The sequence below is a fragment of the Burkholderia sp. Ed8 genome, from assembly GCF_040761425.1.
Taxonomy (GTDB): domain Bacteria; phylum Pseudomonadota; class Gammaproteobacteria; order Burkholderiales; family Burkholderiaceae; genus Burkholderia; species Burkholderia seminalis.
On record NZ_CP142888.1, the window covers coordinates 110960 to 133014 of the forward strand.

The window sequence follows — 22055 nt, forward strand, 5'->3', positions numbered from 1 at the left end:
GCCACCCTGGCAACGACGATCTCGTGAGAGATGGAGTCGGCCCACGCGGATGGCGGATGGGGGTGTAGTAGTGCCGAAGCCGGGTAACGCCGGTGGAGCGAAGGCCCCCTGTTTCACAACGAATGCTGGAAAGTAGAAAGAGCCCGAGGATTGACGTGAGTCTACCAACCTTGCTTGATTCGGTTCAGACGCTACAGACCACATTGCAAACGAAAGCCAAGTGCGAACCGGCTACGCGCTTCTATAGCCTATGGTACAAGGTGTACCGTATGGACGTTTTGTACGATGCCTATCGACGCTGCTACGCCAACCGTGGCGCGCCGGGTGCAGACTGCGAGCGTTTCGAGGACATCGAAGAACGTGGGCGAAACGAGTGGCTGGTTAGATTGCAGCAGGAGTTAAAGGCCAAGCAATACCGGCCCCAGCCCCTGTTGCGCGTTTGGATTCCCAAAGCCAGTGGTGGGGAGAGACCTCTCGGTATTCCGACGATCCGGGACCGGGTGGTTCAAATGGCTGTGTTGCTGGTGGCAGGTCCGATCTTCGAAGTGGACCTGTTCAAATGGCAGTACGGCTTCCGGACGGGAGTTGACGCGAAGATGGCGCTGCGTCGCATTCACTTCGGCATAGCCAAGCGAGGTGCGCGCGAAGTCGTCGACGCCGATCTGTCCGATTACTTCAACACTATTCCACATGGCGACCTGATGCGCTGCGTGAGCCGTCGTATTGCGGACGGCTCGGTGCTCGCAGTGATCCGGGATTGGCTTAACGCGCCAGTGGTCGAACGCACACCGCAAGGCGAGCGTCGATCAACGGAAGCGAAGGACCGACACCGGGGCACGCCACAGGGATCGCCCATCTCACCGTTGCTCTCGAATCTGTACTTCCGCCGATTCATGCTGGCTTGGTACGGCCATGGCTACGCTGATAAACATCAGGCGGAAGTCGTGAACTACGCCGACGACTTTGTACTTCTATGTCGGGAAGGTCACGGGGCTGGGGCGATGGTGGCGATGCGGCAATTGATGTGCAAGCTCGGCCTGACGGTCAACGAGAAGAAGACGAGACTGGTGAAGTTGCCAGACGAGACCTTCGACTTCCTTGGCTACACGGTCGGACGATTCTATGGCGGGCATGGGCGCCCATACTGGGGTACACGCCCGTCAAAGAAGGCCATCAAGCGGCTGGTGACGGAAATCCACGACGCCACGACGTCGCGCTGGAATGCACTCGACGTACAAAGTCGCCTCGAACGACTGAATCCGCTACTGCGGGGCTGGGCGGGATACTTTAGCCAAGGCCCGGTCAAGCGGATTTACGAGCATCTCGACAAGTACGTTGCGCGACGCCTGCGGATCTGGTTGATGCGAAAACGCGGAAAGCGGGGAACGGGGTACCGCCAATACTCCGACCAGTACCTCTACGATACATTGGGGCTGATACGCCTGCAGACGCTCGCGGCCAACCGCGCGAACGCTAAGGTTTGATGTTCTGGAAGAGAGCCGGATGCGGGAAATCCGCACGTCCGGTTCGATGAGCGGGATGTGGAAACGGAGCTATGGTGAGGTTATTCGGGCACCGCCAGACGAAAGGGGCGGCAACAGACAAACCGGGCCTACTGCCACCGCGCCACATCTCGACTCTACCGAGTGGCAGACGGCCGTCGTCTACGTAGCGAATCAGGTACGGCCATTGCCTACGGCAGTATCCAATCGCCTCGCCGAGCAAGCTCTGCGGCAGAACCTTCGGCGCCAGCTCGTCAAGCCACGTCTTGAAGTCGGTCAACAGCGGTACGCTGTGCTGCTGCCGCAGGTGGTACCGGTAATCGGTCAGCGTTTCGTCTTCAGGCAGGTCGTACTCAATGCGCTCGCGCGGCAGGTCTGCCGGCAGCGGCTTGCGACCCCGCTTGCGGGGTTCGGGCTTATCGAGCTCTGGCAACCCGGTGTCTGGCAACGCAGGCACATCGCCGTCGTCCTCGTCGGTCGTCCCCGTTTCGGTGGCTTCCTCGGCCTCGTTGAACACGCGATCCTTGCGCTTCTCGCTCTTCGGCGCGTACTGTCGGGCCAGCGCGAGACGATATTGCTCTTCAAGCGCGTCAAGGCGCTTGATCAGTTCGTCGATCCTGGCGTCACGTTCAGCAATGCGCTGCGCGTCGGCAGCAGCGCGCGCCTCGAGTTCGTGGATATAGGCCTTGGCGGCCCGTGGCAATCGGGAGAGATCGGCTGTCATGCGCCTCACGATAGCGAAGCACGGCGCCGCACAGGTTTACGGAGATTTGTAACGCCCAGGACAGACGTTGTTGACCCACAACTTCCACAACACCGAGATTCAGCTCGTGAAGCAGTACTGTCGGGCGGGATGCGGACGCAGCGCGTCGAGATCAACGCCGTCGAGCAGCAGGTGGAGCTGGTCGACCGTAAGCTCAATCACGGCCTGTTGACGGCGTGGCCAGGCAAACCGATCCACCTCGAGCCGTTTCAACAACAGCCAGAAGCCGGCGCGGTCATAGAGCAACAGCTTCACGCGATCCCGCTTCCGGTTGTGGAACCCGAAGACGGCCCGCGCGAGCGGATCAAGCTGCATCGACTGCTCGACCATCGTCACCAGCGTGTTCAGCCCAGCGCGGAAGTCGATCGGCTCGCGATGCAGGTAGATCCGCAGGTCATTGTCGAAGCGGAACATCAACCCGCTCCCAACGCGCCGATCATCGCCTTGACCAGTGGCGCGTCTTGTACCGAGCATTCCAGATCGATCGCGACGCCGTTGGGCAATCGTACCGACAGGCGCGCTTGCGGCGCCGCCGACATCGAGGGCGATTCTCGACGCACCGGCAACGACTCCGTAGGTGCTGTCGAGCGCGGCACCGCGCTCGCGAGCGTCACCACCGGAACAAACGCCGAAGGTTCGGCCTCGATCGTCCGCGCCGAGCCGGCCACTACGCCTGCCTTACGGTACATCTCGCACCATTTGCGCAGTTGGTTCGCGTTTACCCCAGCCTTGAGCGCCAGACCTGATAGCGACGCGCCGGGTTGCAAGCATGCTTCGACCAAGCGGCGTTTCCCATCGGGATCAAATGATCGTTTGCCGTTCGGGGAAACGTGGGTCACCTTCAGGGGAAGGAAATCGAGGTCAATCGTATCAGCTGTCATCGTGGTTGCGTCCGCAAGTGTGGGTTGCGGACGCAATCGTGGATCGATTCAGCAGTGCCGGCTAGGTGCGGAGGATTTCGCGCTTACGAAACACTGATTAATCCGGCTCGGTGGTCATCGCTGACGCAGCCGAGGACGTTGTAGAAGATAGTTCACGGAACGAGCCCACGACGATGAAACGGCAAATGAGCTTTGCGGAAGCGGAAAGCGCGGGTAAGAAGCGCGTGACCCGGCGTCAGCGTTTCCTGGACGAGATGGAAAAGCTGGTGCCGTGGTCGCGATTGCTGACGGCAATCGAGCCGTACTACCCGAAAGGAACTCGCGGCCGCCCGCCGATCGGTCTGGAGCGGATGCTTCGAATCTACTTCCTGCAGCAATGGTACAGCCTGTCGGACGAAGGACTGGAGGATGCGCTGTACGACAGCATCGCGATGCGGGCGTTTGCGGGGATTGATCTGGCCGTCGAGAACGCGCCGGATGCGACCACGCTGCTGAAGTTCCGGCGCCTGCTTCTCGAACATGACCTGACGCGCAAGCTGTTCGACGAGATTGGTATATCGCTGTGCGAACGCGGGCTGATGATGAAGGAAGGCACGCTTGTCGATGCGACGATCATCGAAGCACCGCCGTCGACCAAGAATGCCGAGAGGCGTCGCGATCCGGACATGCATCAAACGAAGAAAGGCAACGAGTGGCACTTCGGCATGAAGGCGCACATCGGCGTCGACGCCGATTCGGGGCTGGTTCACAGCGTAGTCGGCACGCCCGCCAACGTGTCGGATGTTTCGCAAGCGCACGCGCTGTTGCATGGTCATGAGCAAGAGGCGTTCGGCGACGCGGGCTATATCGGCGTAGACCAGCGAAATGAAATGAAGGGCCGGTCGGTGAAGTGGCGCGTGGCGGCCAAGCGAGGAAAGATCAAGACGATGCACGATGGTGCGCTGAAGGATCTGATGATCGCGCTTGAGCGAACCAAGGCGCAAATCCGCGCGCGGGTCGAGCATCCGTTCCATGTTGTCAAGAACCTGTTTCGCCATCGCAAGGTGCGCTACAAGAGACTGGCGAAGAACACGGCGCAACTGTTCAGCCTGTTCGCCTTGGCGAACTTGGTGATTGCGCAAAACCGGCTGCGGTCGATTCATGGGAGAAGTCCGTCATGCGTGAGAGAAATGCGAGAAATACGACGCTTGCTCGGGTCAAACTTCTCCGAATGGGCGGCGCTTCGCATTGGTATCCGGCCATTCTCCGCCCACGTTGCCGACCACCTCGCGCAATCGCCTATTAATCAGTGTTTCCCTAGATGCGGCAACCATTGCTGCATATTTTGTTGGCAAATCAGAAAATTTTTTGGCTATTAATAGCTTATAGTATTTATTGCTCCATGACTAACATTCCAACAGAATTACTGAGAACATTTGTCAAGGCCGTGGATCTTGGGAATTTCACCCGCGCAGGAGAAGCTATTGGGCGCTCCCAGTCGGCTGTTAGTCTGCAAATACAACGGCTAGAAGCACTGCTTGATGTCGAACTCTTTGTTCGTGGAATGCATCGCCTAAAACTTACAGATGAGGGAGTAACACTTTTAAATTATGCAAGAAGAATATTATCTCTCAATGACGAAGCGGTCGGCAGATTGCGCCCCTCAAATGTTGCAGGATCCATACGAATGGGAGCTCCACATGAGTACAATGCTGCACTTCTTCCAGCAATTCTTGGGAAATTCTCAAAAGATTATCCCAACGTGACACTTGAAGTTGTATGCGATTTAAGCAAAAATTTGTTGGCACGTCAAAAAAAAGGACAGCTCGATATTGTCATCGCGCTGCATGAAGACACCACCCAGTCGGGGATAAATGTTGTTACTGAACCATTAATATGGATTGGGGGGGTGAGAGCCAAGATCGCAATTTTCATCCATTACCTCTGGTGGTCGCACCTCAGCCTTGCATTTATAGAAGTAAAATCGTCGAAACCTTGCAGCGCACTAATATCAACTGGCGATTTTCGTTTGTTAGTTCCAGTTACTCCGGAATTATCGCGGCAGTGCGCGCTGGCCTAGGAGTTACGGTACTGGCTGCCAGCACAATCCCCGAAGGAATAGTTAAATTGGGTGCGAGTCAAGGATTGCCAGAGCTGGGCAACGTGGAAGTGCGCGTGCACACACAGTCAGGGAAATCAAGTGATGCAATTCAATGCTTAATTGAATACTCCATTCAAAACATAAAAAATAGTCGATGATTAAAGTCGTATTCCCCGTGCGGTGGATGACGTCGCGGAATTCACCCACCAGCGCACAGATCAGGCCGATTCGGTCCGCTTCAGAAAGTCGGAATTCCCCAATTAAAAGTGGAGCGGAAATTAGACAGGCTTCATCATCGATCCAGGTCCAAACAGCCAGGAATACTCGATAATGCACATACCCATCAGCTATGTAGAGGCCACCGTCTGCGCTGAACGTGAAATCCAGCATCACCTCGCCGAAGCCGCGTCACAGACGCGTGGCAGCTACGCGGCCCACATACACCTTGGAGCCGCCATCGGCGCGTTCGACCTCTGGCGACGCCTCACGGTCGAACTGGATGCAGACGAGACCTATATGTCGGATACGAAACGCTTGGCAGCGCTCTTGCGCCTTGCTTCATTGTCCGACTTCCTCGACGGACTAAGGTAAAGAAGACGTAAGCCGTCAATAAACGACGCGGCTCTGTCAACTTATCGAGACTGATGCGGAAAGACGGCAGGAAAATGCGGCCCTCAGAACGGGCAGGACGGATTTTGGGTGCCTTCGGTGAGTTCACACCAGGCAACGAATCGCGCCGCGAGCTGTTTGCGATAGAGTGAAGCGCGCAGCTGATGCCGCCTGATCGCGAAGTGCTGCCTGATCGGCCCGAAGCACGAGAGAAATTCCTGTGTGCGTTTCGGGTCGCGAAAGCCGCGCATGCGACGCTCACGTTCACGCGTTGGCTGGTGGCTGTTCTCTGCGCGGTTGTTCAATCGTGCGGCCGCTTTGACGAACACGTGCTTCACGTTCGCAAGTTCCGGGATCTCCGCTTTTGCCGCCGGATAGCTTCGCAACTGATCGGTGACGATCTTGCGCGGTACCGGGCTCGAGCGCTGTACACGCTTGAAAAAACGTTTGGCTGCGGCTTTGTCGCGCCGCTTTTGTAGCAGGATGTCGAGTTCGGTGCCGCGCTCATCGACCGCCCGCCACAGCAGGTACGGTTCGCCACGCAGCGTGACGAATATCTCGTCGAGGTACCACGTGCTACCCGGTTTGCGTCGCGCCGCTTTTACACGGTGAGCAAAGCCCTTGCCAAATTTGTCGCACCAGCACCGGATGGTTTCGTATGTTACGGTCACGCCGCGCTCGAAGAGCAGTTCCTCTATGCCGCGCAAGCTCAACTGAAAGCGGAAATACCAACGCACGGCGCAACTGATGACCCCGGCTGGGAAACGGTGACCGTGATTGAGCGATTTCGATTTCTTCATCTCGCCATCTTACGTGACCAGCCCAATAACCTGACAACGCCGTTTCTCGGGCGCAATCGAAGCCCGGCCGCTGTCCGCATAGATCACGCTGAACAACCCATTGAGCCGCTTCAATGCTTCATTCACCAGCAGCCGGATCGGCCGCAACGGGTGATCAGCAGGGACGAAGTCGTCCAGCTTGACCGTCGTAAACAGCGGCTCCTGCATCTCATCAATCCCGCGCATCGCACTCATCGCCTAATCTCATGAACACGATATCCATAACGCCTGTCCTTCAAACCCCGTTTACACGGGGCCCAAATTCAACAGCCATGCTAGACATGGTCGTTCGTCCATCCCATGCAGGTCTCTAGGTGCAAACCCCGTTGTCACGGATTCATTCGCAGATTATATATACGGATGTGTTTCATTAAAGTCGCGCTCATGCACTCTTAAAAGGGAAAGGACCTCATGTCCATTCGTGACAAAACAGCCATCGTCGGATTGGGCAGTACGCCTTACTACAAGCGGGGCCAGTCAGCACCACGCTCCATGCAAGAACTGGTCGGCGAAGCCGTGCTCAATGCGCTTGATGACGCCGGCCTCACCATCCGCGATGTGGATGGGCTGGCCTACTATATGGGCAGTCATTACGCCTCGACTGATGCGCTCGCCGAGACCATGGGTATCCCCGAAGTGCGCTACACCGCCACGCTGACCGGCGGCGGCGGCGGCTCGGCAGGGCACGTGGGCCTGGGCGCGACAGCCATCGTCTCGGGCATGGCCGACGTGGTGGTCTGTGTCGGCGCCATCCAGCAGACGCAGCAGCGCTACGGGCAGATCATGGCCGCGATGGTGCCGACTCCCGACACCGCGTTCTATTCATCGACCGGCCTCGTCGGCCCCGGCCACCTGTATTCGTTGCTGGCCCGGCGGCACATGCACCTGTACGGCACGAAGCGCGAGCACTTCGCCGAGGTCGCGATGTCGTTCCGCGCCAATGCTCTGAAGCATCCGCTGTCGATCATGAAGAAGCCCATGACGATGGACGACTACTTCAGCGCGCGGATGATCGCCGACCCGCTGTGCCTGTTCGACTTCTGCCTGGAGACCGACGGCGCGGTTGCCGTGGTGCTCACGTCGGCCGAGCGCGCACGCGACCTGAAGCAAAAACCCGTGTATGTCTCCGGCTGCGCGCATGGCGGCGCAGGCGCCTGGGGCCGGGCCATCGGCTCGATGCAGATGCCCGACGACCTGTTCGCGTCGTCCGGCCACCGCTCTATCGTCAAGCGCCTCTACGACGACGCCGGCGTGGGCCCGAAAGACATCGACGTCGCGCTGATCTACGACAACTTCAGCTTTCTGGTGCTGATGCAACTGGAGGACTACGGCTTCTGTCCGATAGGCGAAAGCGGCCGCTTCGTCGAGGACGGTGCGATCCGCCTTGACGGCAGTCTGCCGGTCAACCCGCACGGCGGTCAGCTGTCGAACAGTTACATCGTCGGCTCGACCAACTTACGCGAAGCCGTCGAGCAACTGCGCGGCGTCGCGGCCAACCAAGTGGTCGATGCCGAAGTGGCACTCGTCACCGGTGCGCCGGCGTCCCTGCCGGTCAGCGGCCTCATTCTCAGGACCTGATGCGATGACATCCAACATGCCCCTTTCTCTAGCGCCGCCAACGACGCACTTCCACCTCGAAATGGACCGCTGGAGCGAGCCGTTCTGGCGCGCCACAGCCGAACACCGGCTGCAGATTCCGCGGTGCGGCGCCTGCGGGCGCTTCCGCATGCCTCCCGCGCCCTACTGCCCTGCCTGCCAGTCGCAGGCAGTGGAGTGGGTGACGGTGCCGGGAACGGGCACAATCTACTCCTTCACCATCATCACGAATCCGCCCTTCCCCGAGGCCGCGCCCCATGTGCCCTACGTGCCGGCGCTGGTCGAGCTGGACGGTGCGCCCGGCGTACGGTTGGTGTCGGCAGTGGTCGGCGCGCCGCTGGCGCGGGTGTCCATCGGTTCACGCGTGACGCTGACCTGGCAGGACCTGCCCGAAGGCGTGACGCTGCCGCGCTTCAAGCTCGTTGGGCCGACATGACAGCCCTCGTTGAACGCCAAGACGAAGGCGGCGTCGCCACGCTGACCTTGAACCGCCCCGAGGTGCTGAACGCGCTGTCGGCGCAGAGCTTTCGCGAGCTGCGCTCGCACGTCGACGCCATCGCCGCGGCGGGCGACGGGATTGGCTGCGTCGTACTGCGCGGCGCCGGCCGCGCGTTCTGCGCCGGCGCGGACCTGAAGGCATTCAAGCAGCGGCGGCCGGGCGATTCCGACCCGACGCCGTTCAACCGCGAAACCCTGTCGGCGCTGGCCGCGCTGCCGCAGCCGGTGATCGCGGCGGTGCACGGTCACTGCATGACGGGCGGGCTCGAACTCGCGCTCGCCGCCGACATCATCATTGGGGCCGACAATACGCGCCTGTCCGATAGCCACCAAAGGTGGGGCTTGCATGCCGGCTGGGGCCTGACTCAGCGGCTGTCGCGGCGCATCGGCCCCGCGATGGCCAAGGAGATGATGCTGTCGGGCCGCGAGCTGACTCTGGACGAAGCGTTGCGCTTGGGCCTCCTCAACCGCGTGGTGCCGCTCGACCGGCTCACGGAGGAAGCGCAGGCGCTCGCCGCCCAGATCGCGGTCCATCCGCGAGACGTGACTCGTTGGGTCAAGAAGATGATCGACGGCGGCATCGACCTTCCGTTAGTCGATGCGCTGGCCTACGAAGTGAGACACAACCCGGGCCGCAACGCCGACCTTGAGGACCGATTGCAGAAGGGAGGTTTCTGACCATGGCGTTGCCGAACGACCCCGCCTTCGCCCACCTTACTTTGCCCCTGGTGGCCGCGCCCATGTTCTTGGTGACGGGCCCGGACATCGTCATCGCCGCCTGCCAGGCCGGCATCATGGCCGGTGCGGCCGCAGCTTCTGCGCGCTCTGCCGAGGAGTACGACGACTGGCTTGGCCGTATCGAAGACGAGTTGCGCAGTTTCCAAGCCTCCACGGGCCGCAAGCCCGGTCCCTATGCCGCGAACCTGAGCGCCGGCGCGGCGAAGAACGAGCGCGCCGCGCGCTTCGAGAAGGAGCTCGACTTCTGCCGCCGCCGCCGGGTGCCTATCGTCATCAGTGTCGGCGGCGCGCCTGCCGACCTGGTCAAGGAAGTCCACGCCTGGGGCGGCTTGGTGTTCCACGACGCGACCACGGTGCGCCACGCCGAGAAGGCGGCCGAGGCCGGCGTCGATGGCCTGAACCTTATCGCTTCGGGCGGCGGCGGCCACGCGGGGGTTAACAGCGCGTTCGCGCTGCTGCCGCAGGTGCGCGCCTTTTTCGACGGCACCATCGTGCTCGGCGGCGCCATCGGCACCGGCGCCGGCATCCTGGCAGCGCAGGCGCTCGGCGCGGATCTCTGCTACATGGGCACGCGCTTCATCGCCACGCAGGAGTCGATAGCGCCGCAGGCCTACAAGGACATGCTGGTGGCCACCGAGACCAGCGACATCCTCTACACATCCGCCTTCACCCGCGGCGTGCCGTGCAACTTCATGAAGACCTCGATCCGCGCCAATGGCTTCGATCCCGACACCCTGTCGACCGAGACCACTCCGCTCGATCCGCTGTGCGAGACCCGCAAACCTTGGCGCGACATCTGGGCAGCCGGCCACGGCGTCGGCATGATCCACGACATACCCACCGTCAAGGCGTTGGTCGACCGCATTCGACGCGAATACGTCGAAGCCGTCCATCGTCTGCAACAGATCACCGCGATGCGGGGGCATCGTTTTTCAAAGGAGAACGTATGAGCAAAAAGCGCGTCATCGCCTGGGGCACTGGCCCGATCGGCCTGCCGGGCCTGCGCGGCCTGATCGGCCACCCCGAATACCAGTTGGTCGGCCTGCATGCCTGGTCACCGGACAAGATCGACCGCGACGCGGGCGACATCGCCGGGTTGGGCAAGACTGGCGTCATTGCCACCGACGACGTGGCCGCGCTGCTGGCCCTGAAGGCTGACTGCCTGGTCTACCAGGGCAACTATTCGAACCGCGAGGCCCAGTGCGTGGCCGAGGTGGTGCCGTTCCTGGAGGCCGGCACGAATGTCGTCGGCCCCGCCATGATGGACCTGATCGCCCCGCACCGCGGGCGACCAGAGTTCGTGCAGCCTATCGCCGCCGCCTGCGAGAAGGGGCGCAGTTCTATCTTCTGCGGAGGCACCGACCCCGGCTACATGACCACCGGCCACCTGTTCAGCCTGCTGTCGGGAGCGGGGCGCATCGATAGTGTCCACGTCGCCGAGATCTGCAACCTCAACGGTTACGGCAGCTTCCTGTCCATCGTCAACTGGGGATTCAACGAGCCGCTGGACTTCAGGGCACCGATGTTCTACGACGACATCGGCCGCGGCTGGCACGAGAGTACGGTCTGGGGCATCGGCGACTACCTCGGCGTGGAACTGGACAAGATCGAGCACAGCTACGAGACGCGCTCGGTGCCGTTCGACTACGACGCGGCCTGGGGCAAGGGCAAGGCGAACACCATCGCCGCCATCCGCTGGACGATGACCGGCATCTACAAGGGAGAGCCGCTGGTGGTCTACCGCAAGATCGAGCGCACGCACAAGGACGCTGGGCCCGACTTTGAGCAGCCGCTGAACGACACCGAGGCGGGCTACCAGATCACCATTGAGGGCGACCCGGGTTTCCACACCGAGATCAGCATCGGCCTATCCGCCGGCTGTGCGGTCACCGCACTGCACCCCATCAACGCCATCAACGAGGTCTGCGCCGCCAAGCCGGGGATTCTGGGACAGCTGGACATGCCGCACTTCTATTCGAAGTTCATCCGCCGCTGAAGCCTCCATGGGCGCGTCCGCGGCAGCTTGGCTCGGCCACGACGGGCCCGTCCGCCCGCGTGGCCATCGTGTCGGGCGCTGCCATTGGGCGCGACAGTTGTGCTGAATATATTGAGTCGGCGTGTCGTGGGCCGGGCAATGTCGAACCAGCTGCATACCGAACTGATGCAACGCGCACTGGACATGGCATTGTCGCAGGGGCGGCCCGCGAGCGTGATGCATCATTCGGATAAGGGGGCCAATATCCGTCGATTGCCTTCGAACGCCGCTGCCGCGAGGCAGGCGTGCAGCGCGTGCAGCGTTTTCACATCCACTGGCGGCTCGCTCGACGGCGCGCCTGCCGCGCCAAACACGTCTGCCGCGCGCTCCTGCAACTGCCGCGTCCACTCCGTGATTTGGTTCGGGTGCACATCAAACTGCTGCGCCAGTTCCGCCAGCGTCCGCTCGCCTTTGACCGGCTGCAAGCGCCACCTTCGCTTTGAACGCCGCTGAGTGCGTCCGTCGGGTTCTCTTCGTCATTTCCTCGGTTCCTTTGCCAGCATTATCGCCGGCTCAGGCCCCGGCCAAACCACTTATCCGACTGACCGAATTTGCGCGGCCACCTCTCGAGGCAGAAGTTCTGGGTGACCGCCTTCCCGTCCGGCCAGGGTGCGACCGGGCGCACCTGCACTGCGTATCGCATGCCGTTCGGCGCCAGCCTGACGCGGTTCCCCGCGCGCTCAAACACCGTCACGCCCAGGAACGCCTCCAGCCGGCCGATCTGGCGGCTGACCGCGCCTTCGGTCCGCGCCGGCTCGTCGGCCGCGCGGGCGAGGCTCCCGTGTCGGGCCGCCGCCTCGAAGGCCCGGACCGCGTCAACTCGGAAGGGTTGATGATCGCCGGCATGCATTTAGAGGCCAGTTCAAAAACTCCGGAGAGGGGTTGTTTACTTCCTCGGCAAGCTGTTAACCTTGGGCATCAGAACAAGGGAAGTCCAAGGATGGAAGCGCCAATCATTGACGACGAACTGTGGATACTGATCGAACCATTGCTGCCACCTGCGAAGCTTCGCGCGAAGAGCGATCCTGGTCGTCCGCGCGTGTCCGATCGTGCGGCGCTCAACGGTATCCTGTTCGTGTTCAAAACGGGAATTCGTTGGAACCACTTGCCGACTCGTCTGGGCTTTGGCTCGGGCGCCACTTGCTGGCGGCGATTGAGCGGCTGGCAAAAGGCTGGTGTATGGGACCAACTGCACGAGTTGCTGCTCGACAAGTTGCGTGCGACCGGCCAAATCGATCTGTCATACGCTGCGGTCGATTCGTCGTCCGTGCGCGCCGTTGGGGCGGGCGAAAAACTGGCCCGAACCCCACGGATCGCGCGCGACCCGGTTCCAAGCACCACATCCTCGTAGACGCCAACGGCGTTCCTCTCGTTGCGATCCTGACTGGCGCGAACACCAACGACGTCACGCAGTTGCTGCCGCTCGTTGATGCGATCCCACCCATCCGCGGCGTTCGTGGCCGACCGCTTCAGAAGCCCGGCGTCGTCTACGCCGATCGCGGCTACGATTGCACCCGACATCGTCGCGCGTTGCGCGAACGCGGTATCAAGCCGGTGATCGCCAAGCGCCGGACCGAGCATGGCAGTGGTCTGGGCAAGTATCGTTGGGTGGTCGAACGTACGCATTCCTGGCTCCACAATTTCCGTCGCCTACGCACTCGCTTTGAGCGACGTGCCTACATTCACGAAGCATTCCTGAAACTTGGCTGCTCGCTCATCTGTTGGAACATCTTCCGACGAGCTGAGCAGGGTTTTTGAACTGGCCTCTTAGGGTCTGTTTACATTCGATGAAATGTGTTTACATCTTGTTTTTTGCACGATCAAGGCAAGATGGTCCGAACATTACTGAGCGACGAGGTATGGGCACGAATCGAGTATGTCCTGCCAGGCAAGGAAGGCGACCCGGGGCGAACGGCAGCCGACAATCGGTGGTTTGTCGAGGCCGTTCTCTGGATCGGCCGCACGGGTTGTCCGTGGCGCGACTTGCCGAAGGAATTCGGCCGATGGCATACGGTGTACATGCGCTTCTCCCGGTGGCGTCGCAAAGGCGTGTGGGAACGCGTGGCACATGCGGTATCCGACGAGACGGAAATCAAACGCGTGCTGATCGACTCGACCATCGTGCGAGCACACCAGCATTCGGCAGGCGCCCGAAAAAAGCGGCCCGCAAGCGCTCGGCCGCTCACGAGGAGGATTGACGACCAAGTTGCATCTGGCCGTTGATGAAGCCGGGCGGCCGCTGCGAATGATTGTCACGCAAGGACAGGTCTCGGACATTTCGTGTGCGCACGAATTGGTCGAGCATCTGCGCACGGGCGCCGTGATTGCTGACAAAGGTTACGACTCGGACGCCTTCGTGAACACCATCCGCGCTACGCGCGCGAAGGCCGTTATCCCGCCGCGTTCGAATCGAAAGACCAAACGTCGGTACAGCCGCGTGCTGTATCGAACTCGGAACATCGTCGAACGCTTCTTCAATCGCATCAAACATTTTCGTCGTGTCTCCACTCGTTACGACAAGCTCGCCGGTAACTATCTCGCCTTCGCGGTGCTTGCTTGCGCCTTTGGACCGCTGGTGAGAATGTGAACAGGACCTAGGAACTTGAACACCCCGATCGCCGGGGCGTGGTCGGCGTCATCGCCCAGCACGTTGGCGTCGATGGACGGCGGCGCCTCGGGATCCGACGCCGTGATTTCGATCGTGCCGCGACTTACCGGCCGTAGCGCGTAGCCGCCGATCATCATGCCGTGCTCCTTCTCCAGCACGGTCTCGGTGAAGCCCTTCCTGCCATCCACGGAAAACGGTCCCATGAACAGCTGACCGTCCGCACGGTCAAGCCCCGGCTGCGTGCGGAAGAAGGCACCCACCTCAAATGAGCCATCCGCGAGCGGCCCAGTGCCGAACAACTGCTGCCGCACAACGTTGCGCAGCAACGAAACGCCGGAAAACTCATGGTTCATGCTGCCGCGCGAAACACGCGCCTGCAGGCCAATGCCGCGCTGATCACGCAGGTTGCGGCCCACATCCGGGCTATCCACCAGCACGTCAATACCCAAGCGCTGCAGGACCAATGCCCGAACGTTGCAGGATCATCGGCGAGTTCAGCACCCCACCGCTGAGCATGATTTCCCGGCCCCGGAACGTCGCGGGGCGTCCGTTGTGCGACCCCACCACACCGGTGGCCTGCCGGCCGGAGAATGCCACCCGATCGATTGTGCAATTGGTCATTACCGTGAGGTTCGGGCGCTTGCGGGCGGGCGCCAGGAAAGCGCGTGCCGAACTGTTGCGGCGCCCCCACGAATAGTGCGGGCGTAGCAGCCAATACCTTCGTTATCCTCACGGTTCAGGTCGTCGCGGTAGGGTAGCCCGAGCTCGACACCGGCAGCAATCATCGCGTCGCATAACGGTTGCCGGCGCCTGAATACAGAGATGTGCAGCGGTCCACCGGCGCCGCGCATCTCGTCGGCACCCAGCTCGTGGTTTCCAATCGCCTTGTAGCAGGCCAGAATGTGGCGCCAACTCCAGTCGGTCAAACCGTTCGCCGCCCAACCGTCGTAGTCTTCTGGCTGGCCACGCACGTACACCATGCCGTTGACCGAGATCGACCCTCCCAATGTGCGGCCACGGATCCATTGCTCGACACGCTGCGAGCCCGCTCCCACCTTCGCCTCATAGCGCCAGACAAGGCTGGGATGACAGAATAGTTTGGCAAAGCCGCGCGGCATATGGATGAGCGGGCTTGAATCCTTCGGGCCGGCTTCGATCAGGAGCACCTGCTTGGCCGGGTTGCTCGACAATTGGTGGGCCAGCACGCACCCGGAAGACCCCGCACCGACAATAATGTAGTCGTATTGCATCGCGGATCACTCACCCATGTGCTCGCCCATGCGGGCAACGATGTCCAAAGTGCCCATCAACATGGCCCCACCGTCGACGAGGTATTCGCTGCCGGTAATCATCGCGGCATCGTCTGAGGCCAGGAACGACACCACCTTCGCAACCTGCGAGGGCTCTGCGATCTGCCGCAGCGGCAACAACGTCGAGACCCAGCCGAGCGGGGCCACCTCGGTCTGCGGCGTGCGCATCCAACCTGGGTGCACGGAGTTGACGCGGATCTTGTCCGGCCCGAGGTAATAGGCCGCAGCCTTGCTCATGCCGCGGATCGCAAACTTTGATGCGGTGTAGGCCAGCCCGCCCGCCGAGTGCAACCCGGCGACCGACGAAATGTTCACGATCGAGCCGCCGCCAGCGCGACGCATCGAGGGCACCACCGCCTTCATGCCAAGGAAACAACCCAGCTCGTTGACTTCGGACACCGCGCGGAAGTCTTCCTCGGTGATCTCGTCAAAGCCCTTCAGCTCGATCAATGCCGCGTTGTTCACCAGCACTTGCACCGGACCGAAAGCGGCTTCGGCGTGTTGCATTGCCGCCGCCCATTGAACTGCTTTGGTGACATCCATCTTCATGAAGCGAGCGGCAGACCCCAGGCGCTCCGCCACTTCTCGACCTTGCTCTTCAAGGAGGTCGCACAGCAGCACCTGCCCCCCTTCCGCAACGATGTCCTCGGCGATGCTCGATCCAAGGCCGCGTGCCGCGCCAGTGACGATGGCAACCTTGCGCTCCAACCTGCGGCCAGTCATTGATGACCCCGCGAAGTGGTAACACAGTGCTGGATGGCGATCGGAGTCTTCATCTTATTCTCCAGATACAACAGGGCTTCTCGCGAAGCATCGTGGCTCGTCGTTGCCGACGGCCGGTGACGTCCTGAAGTCGTCCACTCAATCTTGCCATGCCAGCCGTAAAGTTCCTATACCGTTTCATTAGAGAAAACACTTAGATGAGTTCGACCAAGAGCTTCGCGTCAGCCCCGCGCAACCAGACTCTGCCGAGCAGCCGCAGCTGTCAAAGTCGAAAAGATGTGCTGGTCGACGGTGGAAAGGTGGTGCTAGACCACACCGTCGTGCGATCGACACCGCACCGGCTCGGCGCCCCGGCCCTGTTGCCGTCTGAGATCACTGTGAAACGGGTTGCGGCCATCCTGAGCGTTTTCCGGAAGCTGGGCCGAGCCGGTGCCGATTCATTGCGCTTCAGGCAAGGACCGCATCCCCTCTCCGTGGCGGCCCGCCTGCAGCATGCATTCTCGAGCCATCGCGGGACGGCATCGTCGCCGACTGCATGGCCTCCGCCTCCAGTGACTTGTTGACCGATCGTGAAAGCACAAGCCGTTACGCCCGAGTTGAGATTTCGAGAAAGGCCAAGAATTTCAGAACGTGCTGCACTGCCAATTTTTCGGTTGCCTGATCAGCAAGTTGGTTCAGCTATCACGGTTCGTAGCTCACACTGCGATCCAGTGACTCGAGACTATGGCCGCACCGTCGCAGGAGTGTGCGACATTGCAATAAACAGGATGCAAAAAAGGTGGTCTACCGATGTCCGAGTTCTTGGTGAAACGTGACGGCGAAAATTGCATCAGCCGCACCCGTCGTACTGGTCCACCCCAGGTCCTGCTTGGTATTCCGGTAGTCAACCTCGGTGCGTCGCCGTTATATCGGCTTCGTAGACCATGCGCGGCAGCAGCGTGCAGGGGAGTTGGAAACGACGGGCGCTGCGGCGCAGCGTCAGCGCTTCGCAGCACACCCGGATTTTCAGAGGCGTGTCCAGACGGAGCGCCCGTCCGTCCAAAGCACGTTACGCCAAGCGTGCGTTTCCGTTGTTGATGGCGACTGAGGTTGCGTTCCAGCACTTCGACCGTGAAACAGCAGTTCCCGGATTCGCGCCACATCCGGGTGCGCAGCGTCTCGCCGGGAAAGACTGGCGCCGTGAAGCGCCCAGCCATCGCCTTCAGCCGTGTCGGGTCGTAGTCGCACACGCCACGCAGCAAGGCATGGCAGGCGATGCCGAAAGTGGCCAAACCATGCAGCACCGGGCGATCAAATCCGGCCTTCCGCGCTATCTGCGGGTCTGCGTGCAGAGGGTTCATGTCGCCGTTGAGGCGATACATCAATGCCGTCTGGGGCAATGTGGGCAAATCGCACACCACGTCGGGAGTGCGGTCCGGAATCGGGTGGGGCGACGGCAACGTGCGGGGCGGTCCCCCAAAGCCCCCGTCGCCGCGGCAGAACATCGTGTACCGGGATGTGCACAGGGGTAAACCCGTGGCCGCATCGGAAATCAGTCGCTCGCACACGACCAGTGCCCCGCGCCCCGGCCCCTTGTCGATCACGTCGACCACACGCGTACGCCCATTGACAACCGCCTCAATGGGCAACGGATGATGCACTACCAGAGTTTGATCTGCCTGCACGATCTGGACCCAGTCAAGACCCGTATCCATGGTGCGGGGCCAAAAGCCAGGGTGCGCCAGCACGACACCGATCGCTGGCAACACGCGCAAATCCCGCTCGTAGACGAAGCGCAGTTCCTGTTCGTCTAGCGGGTCTGCACCCAAGCCGAGGCTGAGCGCGAAGCGCATCACGTCGATGGCGGTGTATGAGTGCGTCGAATCGGGGATTTTCAGGTTCAGGAGACGTTCGGGATCCAGGTTCATGGCGGTGTTCGAAATTGCGCTTTGCATCTTGCTAGTTCGGCGTTAAAGTTGCGATACCGTATCATTAGGATAACACGTAATGTATTCCATAAACTTGCATGCGGGAGACTTGGGCGATGCAGAGTGCCGGGAGGGAAACCGTCGATGAACCAGTTCGCCCCCGGTACGCTGGCTGAAACGCTGCGCGCCAACGCTCAGTACCACGGTGACACGGTGGCAGTCGAATGCAAAGGCCGAAGCCTCACACACGCCGAGCTCTACGCACGTGCCCGCCGCCTGTGTGCCACCTGGGCCGCCGCAGGCCTGCGCCCGATGGACCGTGTGTCCGTGCTGGCGATGAACGAGATCGAGTATTTCGAGCTGTACGCCGCGGCAGAACTGTCGGGCGTGGTGCTGGCGACGTTGAACTTCCGTCTCGCCGTGCCGGAGCTGGCCTTCATACTGAAGGACAGTGCACCCCGCCATCTGGTGTTCGAGGCACAGTACCTGCCTGCCGTGGAGCAACTGCGATCGCAATTGCCCGGCACCGAACAGTACATCTGCATCGGCGGTGAAGCCACGTGGACGCGCAGCTATGAAAGCTACGTGAACGACGGCGATGCCGCCTACGAACCAGTACCACCGTGCGTCACCGACCTGGCTTACCTGGTGTACACAAGCGGCACCACCGGCCGGCCAAAGGGCTGCATGCTGGGCCAGTCGGCCATGACGAGCTTCGCCGAGACCCTCAGCGGCATCATGCAATCGGGACCTAGCGATCGCACGCTGCTGACGATGCCGATGTTTCACGTCGGCGCAAAGATGATCCAGCTCGGCGCCCATTGGCAAGGCGGCACCGTGGTGCTGCATCGCAGCTTCGATGCCAAGACCATCCTGGAAACCATCGAACGCGAGCGCATCACCGTCACACATATGGCGCCCACGATGATTCAGATGTTGCTGGACCATCCCGACGTGCTCGAGCATGACCTGTCCAGCCTGCGCATGCTGGTGTACTCGGCCGCGGCGATGCCGGTGGCGTTGCTGCGTCGGGGGCTGGACCTGCTAGGTCCGATCTTCACGCAAATGTATGGGCAGACCGAAGGTGCCGGCACCGTGCTGCCGGCCTCACATCACCTGCTGGATCGCGACGAACGCCAGCGCCAGCGAACGCTGGAGCGCATCAAGTCCATCGGTGTGCCGATGCGCGGCACGGAGGTGCGCATCGTTGACGCCCAGGGGCGCGACTGCGCTCACGGCGACGCCGGCGAGATCGTCATCCGCGGCCCGATGAACATGCAGGGCTACTGGAACAACTCGGCCGCCACGCTGGAGACGCTGCGCGACGGTTGGCTGCACACCGGAGATGTTGGTCGCTTCGATGATGACGGCTTCATCTACTTGGTGGACCGGATGAAGGATGTCATTGTCTCCGGCGGCGAGAACATCTACTCGCGTGAAGTTGAAGAGGCCTTGTATGAACACCCGGCCGTGTGCGAGGTAGCGGTGATCGGCGAACCCGACCCAAAATGGGGCGAGGCAGTGTGCGCCGTGATCGCGCGTCAACCGGGTACCACGGCGGACGAAGAGCTGCTCACCGCGCATTGCCGCGAGCGCATGGCGGGCTACAAGCGCCCGCGCCGCTACGTCTTCGTCGAGGCGTTGCCCAAACTGCCCAGCGGCAAGATCGACAAGCGCGAGGTGCGGCGCCTCCACGCCCGCACGATTGCCTGACCCTGGCGAAAAGACATTCCCCATGAACCTGCACCTGAATGAAGACCAACGTCTGCTGCAAGAGGCGTTCTCCCGGCTTTTCAGCAATGAATCCACCTCTACCCACGTGCGGGCCGCCGAGGCCACCGGCTTCGACGCGACGCTGTGGGAACAGTGCGTTGAGATGGGCATCCCGCTGATGCGCGTGCCCGAGGCCCTCGATGGCGGCGGCCTCGGTCTGATGGACGCTGTCCTGATGGCCGAAGAAGCGGGGCGGTCGCTGGCCAGTGCGCCCGTCGTGGAAAGCACCGTGGCAGCGCATCTGCTGGCTGTCGCCGGCGGGGATGAAGCTCGCTCCTGGTTAGCCAAGGTAGGTGACGGTAGTGCCATCATCACCCTGGCACTGGCGCCGGTCACGCCGTCCAAAGGCCAGTTGGTGCCGGCCGCCTCCGTGGCTCAGGCGGTGCTGTGTCTGCACGACGATCGTCTGCTGCTGGTGCCGCAATCTGCGCCTGCGGCCCGTACGGCCAACCTAGGTGCGCTGCCACTGAATGAGTGGACGCTGCCTGCCGACCTGTCAGTTGCAGTCGAGCTGGCCCAGGGGCAAGCCGCGCGAACTGCCTACGCTGCAGCAGTGGACGAATGGAAGCTGCTGTCTGCTGCACAAATCGCCGCAGCGGCACACAAGGCGCTGGAAGATGCCGCGGCCTACTCGCGCGAACGTACCGCCTTCGACCGCCCAATCGGCGGCTACCAAGGTCTGGCGCATCCTCTGGCCGACTCGGTCACCGACGTGGAAGGGGCTCGGCTACTGGTATGGCGTGCCGCCTCGCTGGCGGGCAAAGGTTCACCACAAGCCGCAGCAGCTGTGAGCAAAGCCTGGTGGTGGGCAACCGAGAGCGGCGGGCGCGCAACGGTGCGGGCGATGCGCACTTTTGGCGGCTACGGCATGACGCTGGAATACGACGCGCAGCTGTACTTCCGGCGCGTGCGCAGCCTGGCCCTGCTGCCCGGCAACCCGGAGCACGAACTCGCACGGCTAGCCGAGCGTCTCTGGTATGCGCCCGACGCCCCGCCGCCGCCAATCGCCAATGCAGGAGACACCGGCATCGAGTTCGACTACGGCGCTGCAGCGGCAGACTACGCTGCACAAGCCGAGGCATTCTTCACCGCGAACCTGAAGGGGCGCGAGGACTTCGCCTTCCATTCGGTGGACGGCCACGACCCCGCAATCCACCGAGCACTCGGACAAGCGGGCCTGCTGTACCCCGACTGGCCAAAGGCTCATGGTGGGGCGGCCCGCTCGCCATACGAAACCGCTGCGCTCTACAGCGCGTTTGCTGAAGCCCATTGGCCCACCTCTGTCATCCGGGTGTCCGACATGGTCGGCAAGATGGTAATGGCCTTTGGCACTGATGCCGTCAAGCAGGAGCTGCTGCCGCCGTTGCTGGCGGGCACTACCACCTGTGCGCTTGGCTACACCGAACCTTCGTGCGGCTCGGACATCTTTGCCGCCAAGACCCGTGCGGTTAAGGACGGTGACGAATGGGTCATCGACGGCCAGAAGATGTTCACCAGCCAGGGCCACATCGCCGACTATGTGCTGCTGCTGGCCCGCACCAACCCCGACGCCGCCAAGTACGCCGGCCTTACCCTCTTTCTCGTGCCGGCCAACGTGCCCGGCTACGCCGTGCAAGAGGTCAAAACGCTGGGCAACGAGCGTACCAACATCACCTACTACGAAGGCTTACGCATCCCTGACCGCTACCGGCTGGGCGAGATCAACGGCGGGGTGAAGGTCATGAGCGCGGCACTGACGATGGAACAGAGCGCCGGTGACTTCTTCGTTGCTGAACTGAGCGCGATGATCAAGTACACCGAACGTTGGGCGCGCGCCAGCGGCGCCATCGACCGGGAGGAGGTGCGCCGTGGCCTAGCCAAGGCGCATGTAGTGCGCGAAGTAGCCGATACGCTGTCACGCCGCTGCGTCTGGGCCTTCGCCGAACATGCCGTCGGCAAGCATCACGGGCCCATGGCCAAGCTGTTCGCCAGCGAGGCCCTGGTGAGCGTCTCGACCGACCTGATGGCACTGACCGCGCCGACCTCGCTGTTGCAGGGCCCCACCGATCTGGGCCGTCTGGAACTCGAAGGCCGCAAGGCCATCCAGGCCACCATCTACGGCGGCACCAGCGAAGTGCAGCGCAGCCTCATCGCAGAAGCCGCATTGGGCATGCCGCGCACGCGGAGCTGACCGGTAGGCGCCCCCAAAAGAGA

Annotated in this window: 22 protein-coding genes and 6 pseudogenes; 15 read left to right on the top strand and 13 right to left on the bottom strand. The window is 61.9% G+C overall.

Features of this window, described 5'->3' with window-relative positions; genetic code table 11:
• Positions 1 to 269: 269 nt before the first annotated feature.
• Complete coding sequence (gene ltrA / locus VXM69_RS33420) at positions 270 to 1484, top strand: group II intron reverse transcriptase/maturase (RefSeq protein ID WP_208458617.1); 1215 nt, start codon at positions 270 to 272, stop codon at positions 1482 to 1484.
• Here ltrA and VXM69_RS33425 read toward each other — a convergent pair.
• From VXM69_RS33425 to VXM69_RS33440, 4 genes and pseudogenes are all read right to left on the bottom strand, one after another.
• Complete coding sequence (locus VXM69_RS33425) at positions 1474 to 1782, bottom strand: transposase (protein ID WP_367190429.1); 309 nt, start codon at positions 1780 to 1782, stop codon at positions 1474 to 1476. The genes ltrA and VXM69_RS33425 overlap by 11 nt on opposite strands.
• Positions 1783 to 1833: 51 nt before the next feature.
• Positions 1834 to 2226, bottom strand: a pseudogene (locus VXM69_RS33430) (transposase); the annotation flags it as partial.
• Positions 2227 to 2325: 99 nt separating this feature from the next.
• Positions 2326 to 2679: an IS66 family insertion sequence element accessory protein TnpB gene (tnpB, locus tag VXM69_RS33435; protein WP_175908267.1), complete on the bottom strand. Its 354-nt coding sequence runs from the start codon at positions 2677 to 2679 to the stop codon at positions 2326 to 2328.
• On the bottom strand, positions 2679 to 3146 hold the full coding sequence (locus VXM69_RS33440; RefSeq protein ID WP_175908265.1) for a transposase: 468 nt from the start codon (positions 3144 to 3146) through the stop codon (positions 2679 to 2681). Before VXM69_RS33440 ends, tnpB begins: the two co-directional genes overlap by 1 nt.
• A 173-nt stretch (positions 3147 to 3319) precedes the next feature.
• On the opposite strand from VXM69_RS33440, the pseudogene VXM69_RS33445 reads away from it, so the two are divergent.
• From VXM69_RS33445 to VXM69_RS33460, 4 genes and pseudogenes are all read left to right on the top strand, one after another.
• Positions 3320 to 4306 (top strand): annotated as a pseudogene (locus tag VXM69_RS33445) (IS5 family transposase); the annotation flags it as partial.
• 221 nt (positions 4307 to 4527) lie between these two features.
• A complete protein-coding gene (locus VXM69_RS33450; protein ID WP_367190422.1) occupies positions 4528 to 5205 on the top strand; it encodes a LysR family transcriptional regulator in 678 nt (225 codons plus the stop codon).
• Positions 5121 to 5384, top strand: a complete 264-nt coding sequence (locus tag VXM69_RS33455; RefSeq protein WP_367190423.1) for a hypothetical protein — start codon at positions 5121 to 5123, stop codon at positions 5382 to 5384. Before VXM69_RS33450 ends, VXM69_RS33455 begins: the two co-directional genes overlap by 85 nt.
• A 172-nt stretch (positions 5385 to 5556) precedes the next feature.
• The gene (locus VXM69_RS33460; protein WP_175907680.1) at positions 5557 to 5817 is read left to right on the top strand and encodes a hypothetical protein; all 261 of its coding nucleotides are present in this window, start codon (positions 5557 to 5559) and stop codon (positions 5815 to 5817) included.
• Between the two features lie 83 nt (positions 5818 to 5900).
• On the opposite strand, the gene VXM69_RS33465 is transcribed toward VXM69_RS33460, so the two are convergent.
• A complete protein-coding gene (locus VXM69_RS33465; protein ID WP_175907678.1) occupies positions 5901 to 6635 on the bottom strand; it encodes an IS6 family transposase in 735 nt (244 codons plus the stop codon).
• Between the two features lie 42 nt (positions 6636 to 6677).
• Positions 6678 to 6860: pseudogene (locus VXM69_RS33470) on the bottom strand (IS5/IS1182 family transposase); the annotation flags it as partial.
• Between the two features lie 225 nt (positions 6861 to 7085).
• Between VXM69_RS33470 and VXM69_RS33475 the strand changes: the two are divergent.
• The 6 genes and pseudogenes from VXM69_RS33475 to VXM69_RS33500 form a co-directional block, all read left to right on the top strand.
• Complete coding sequence (locus tag VXM69_RS33475; protein WP_175907677.1) at positions 7086 to 8252, top strand: thiolase; 1167 nt, start codon at positions 7086 to 7088, stop codon at positions 8250 to 8252.
• Between the two features lie 4 nt (positions 8253 to 8256).
• A complete protein-coding gene (locus tag VXM69_RS33480; RefSeq protein WP_175907675.1) occupies positions 8257 to 8706 on the top strand; it encodes a Zn-ribbon domain-containing OB-fold protein in 450 nt (149 codons plus the stop codon).
• Positions 8703 to 9446 carry an enoyl-CoA hydratase/isomerase family protein gene (locus tag VXM69_RS33485; protein WP_175907673.1) on the top strand — a complete coding sequence of 248 codons (744 nt, stop codon included), beginning with the start codon at positions 8703 to 8705 and terminating at the stop codon, positions 9444 to 9446. Before VXM69_RS33480 ends, VXM69_RS33485 begins: the two co-directional genes overlap by 4 nt.
• Before the next feature lie 2 nt (positions 9447 to 9448).
• Positions 9449 to 10456: a nitronate monooxygenase family protein gene (locus VXM69_RS33490; RefSeq protein WP_175907671.1), complete on the top strand. Its 1008-nt coding sequence runs from the start codon at positions 9449 to 9451 to the stop codon at positions 10454 to 10456.
• Complete coding sequence (locus VXM69_RS33495; protein WP_175907669.1) at positions 10453 to 11502, top strand: hypothetical protein; 1050 nt, start codon at positions 10453 to 10455, stop codon at positions 11500 to 11502. Before VXM69_RS33490 ends, VXM69_RS33495 begins: the two co-directional genes overlap by 4 nt.
• Before the next feature lie 96 nt (positions 11503 to 11598).
• Positions 11599 to 11792, top strand: a pseudogene (locus VXM69_RS33500) (DDE-type integrase/transposase/recombinase); the annotation flags it as partial.
• Here the strand turns inward: VXM69_RS33500 and VXM69_RS33505 are convergent.
• Positions 11793 to 12021 (bottom strand): annotated as a pseudogene (locus tag VXM69_RS33505) (transposase); the annotation flags it as partial.
• 139 nt (positions 12022 to 12160) lie between these two features.
• Positions 12161 to 12391: pseudogene (locus tag VXM69_RS33510) on the bottom strand (LysR family transcriptional regulator); the annotation flags it as partial.
• Between the two features lie 90 nt (positions 12392 to 12481).
• Between VXM69_RS33510 and VXM69_RS33515 the strand changes: the two are divergent.
• Positions 12482 to 13299 (top strand): IS5 family transposase gene (locus tag VXM69_RS33515; RefSeq protein ID WP_175908046.1). Its coding sequence is split into 2 segments (ribosomal slippage): positions 12482 to 12830 and positions 12830 to 13299, totalling 819 coding nucleotides; the frame shifts between segments, so codons are not numbered across the junction.
• 72 nt (positions 13300 to 13371) lie between these two features.
• Positions 13372 to 14128, top strand: a protein-coding gene (locus VXM69_RS33520; protein WP_367190424.1) for an IS5 family transposase whose coding sequence is annotated in 2 segments (ribosomal slippage) — positions 13372 to 13703 and positions 13702 to 14128 — 759 coding nt in all. Because the reading frame shifts where the segments join, the coding sequence is not laid out codon by codon here.
• Here VXM69_RS33520 and VXM69_RS33525 read toward each other — a convergent pair.
• The 5 genes from VXM69_RS33525 to VXM69_RS33545 form a co-directional block, all read right to left on the bottom strand.
• Entirely contained in the window at positions 14074 to 14613 is a 540-nt protein-coding gene (locus tag VXM69_RS33525) for a GMC family oxidoreductase (RefSeq protein ID WP_175907700.1), read from the bottom strand. The genes VXM69_RS33520 and VXM69_RS33525 overlap by 55 nt on opposite strands.
• The gene (locus tag VXM69_RS33530; RefSeq protein WP_175907702.1) at positions 14588 to 14860 is read right to left on the bottom strand and encodes a GMC family oxidoreductase N-terminal domain-containing protein; all 273 of its coding nucleotides are present in this window, start codon (positions 14858 to 14860) and stop codon (positions 14588 to 14590) included. Before VXM69_RS33530 ends, VXM69_RS33525 begins: the two co-directional genes overlap by 26 nt.
• On the bottom strand, positions 14770 to 15399 hold the full coding sequence (locus VXM69_RS33535) for a GMC family oxidoreductase (RefSeq protein ID WP_175907698.1): 630 nt from the start codon (positions 15397 to 15399) through the stop codon (positions 14770 to 14772). Before VXM69_RS33535 ends, VXM69_RS33530 begins: the two co-directional genes overlap by 91 nt.
• A gap of 6 nt (positions 15400 to 15405) precedes the next feature.
• Complete coding sequence (locus VXM69_RS33540) at positions 15406 to 16182, bottom strand: glucose 1-dehydrogenase (protein WP_175907696.1); 777 nt, start codon at positions 16180 to 16182, stop codon at positions 15406 to 15408.
• 695 nt (positions 16183 to 16877) lie between these two features.
• On the bottom strand, positions 16878 to 18089 hold the full coding sequence (locus VXM69_RS33545; RefSeq protein WP_367190425.1) for a MaoC/PaaZ C-terminal domain-containing protein: 1212 nt from the start codon (positions 18087 to 18089) through the stop codon (positions 16878 to 16880).
• A gap of 144 nt (positions 18090 to 18233) precedes the next feature.
• Between VXM69_RS33545 and VXM69_RS33550 the strand changes: the two genes are divergently transcribed.
• The gene (locus VXM69_RS33550; RefSeq protein WP_175907692.1) at positions 18234 to 19802 is read left to right on the top strand and encodes a long-chain-fatty-acid--CoA ligase; all 1569 of its coding nucleotides are present in this window, start codon (positions 18234 to 18236) and stop codon (positions 19800 to 19802) included.
• A gap of 22 nt (positions 19803 to 19824) precedes the next feature.
• On the top strand, positions 19825 to 22032 hold the full coding sequence (locus VXM69_RS33555; RefSeq protein ID WP_175907690.1) for an acyl-CoA dehydrogenase: 2208 nt from the start codon (positions 19825 to 19827) through the stop codon (positions 22030 to 22032).
• Positions 22033 to 22055 lie beyond the last annotated feature (23 nt).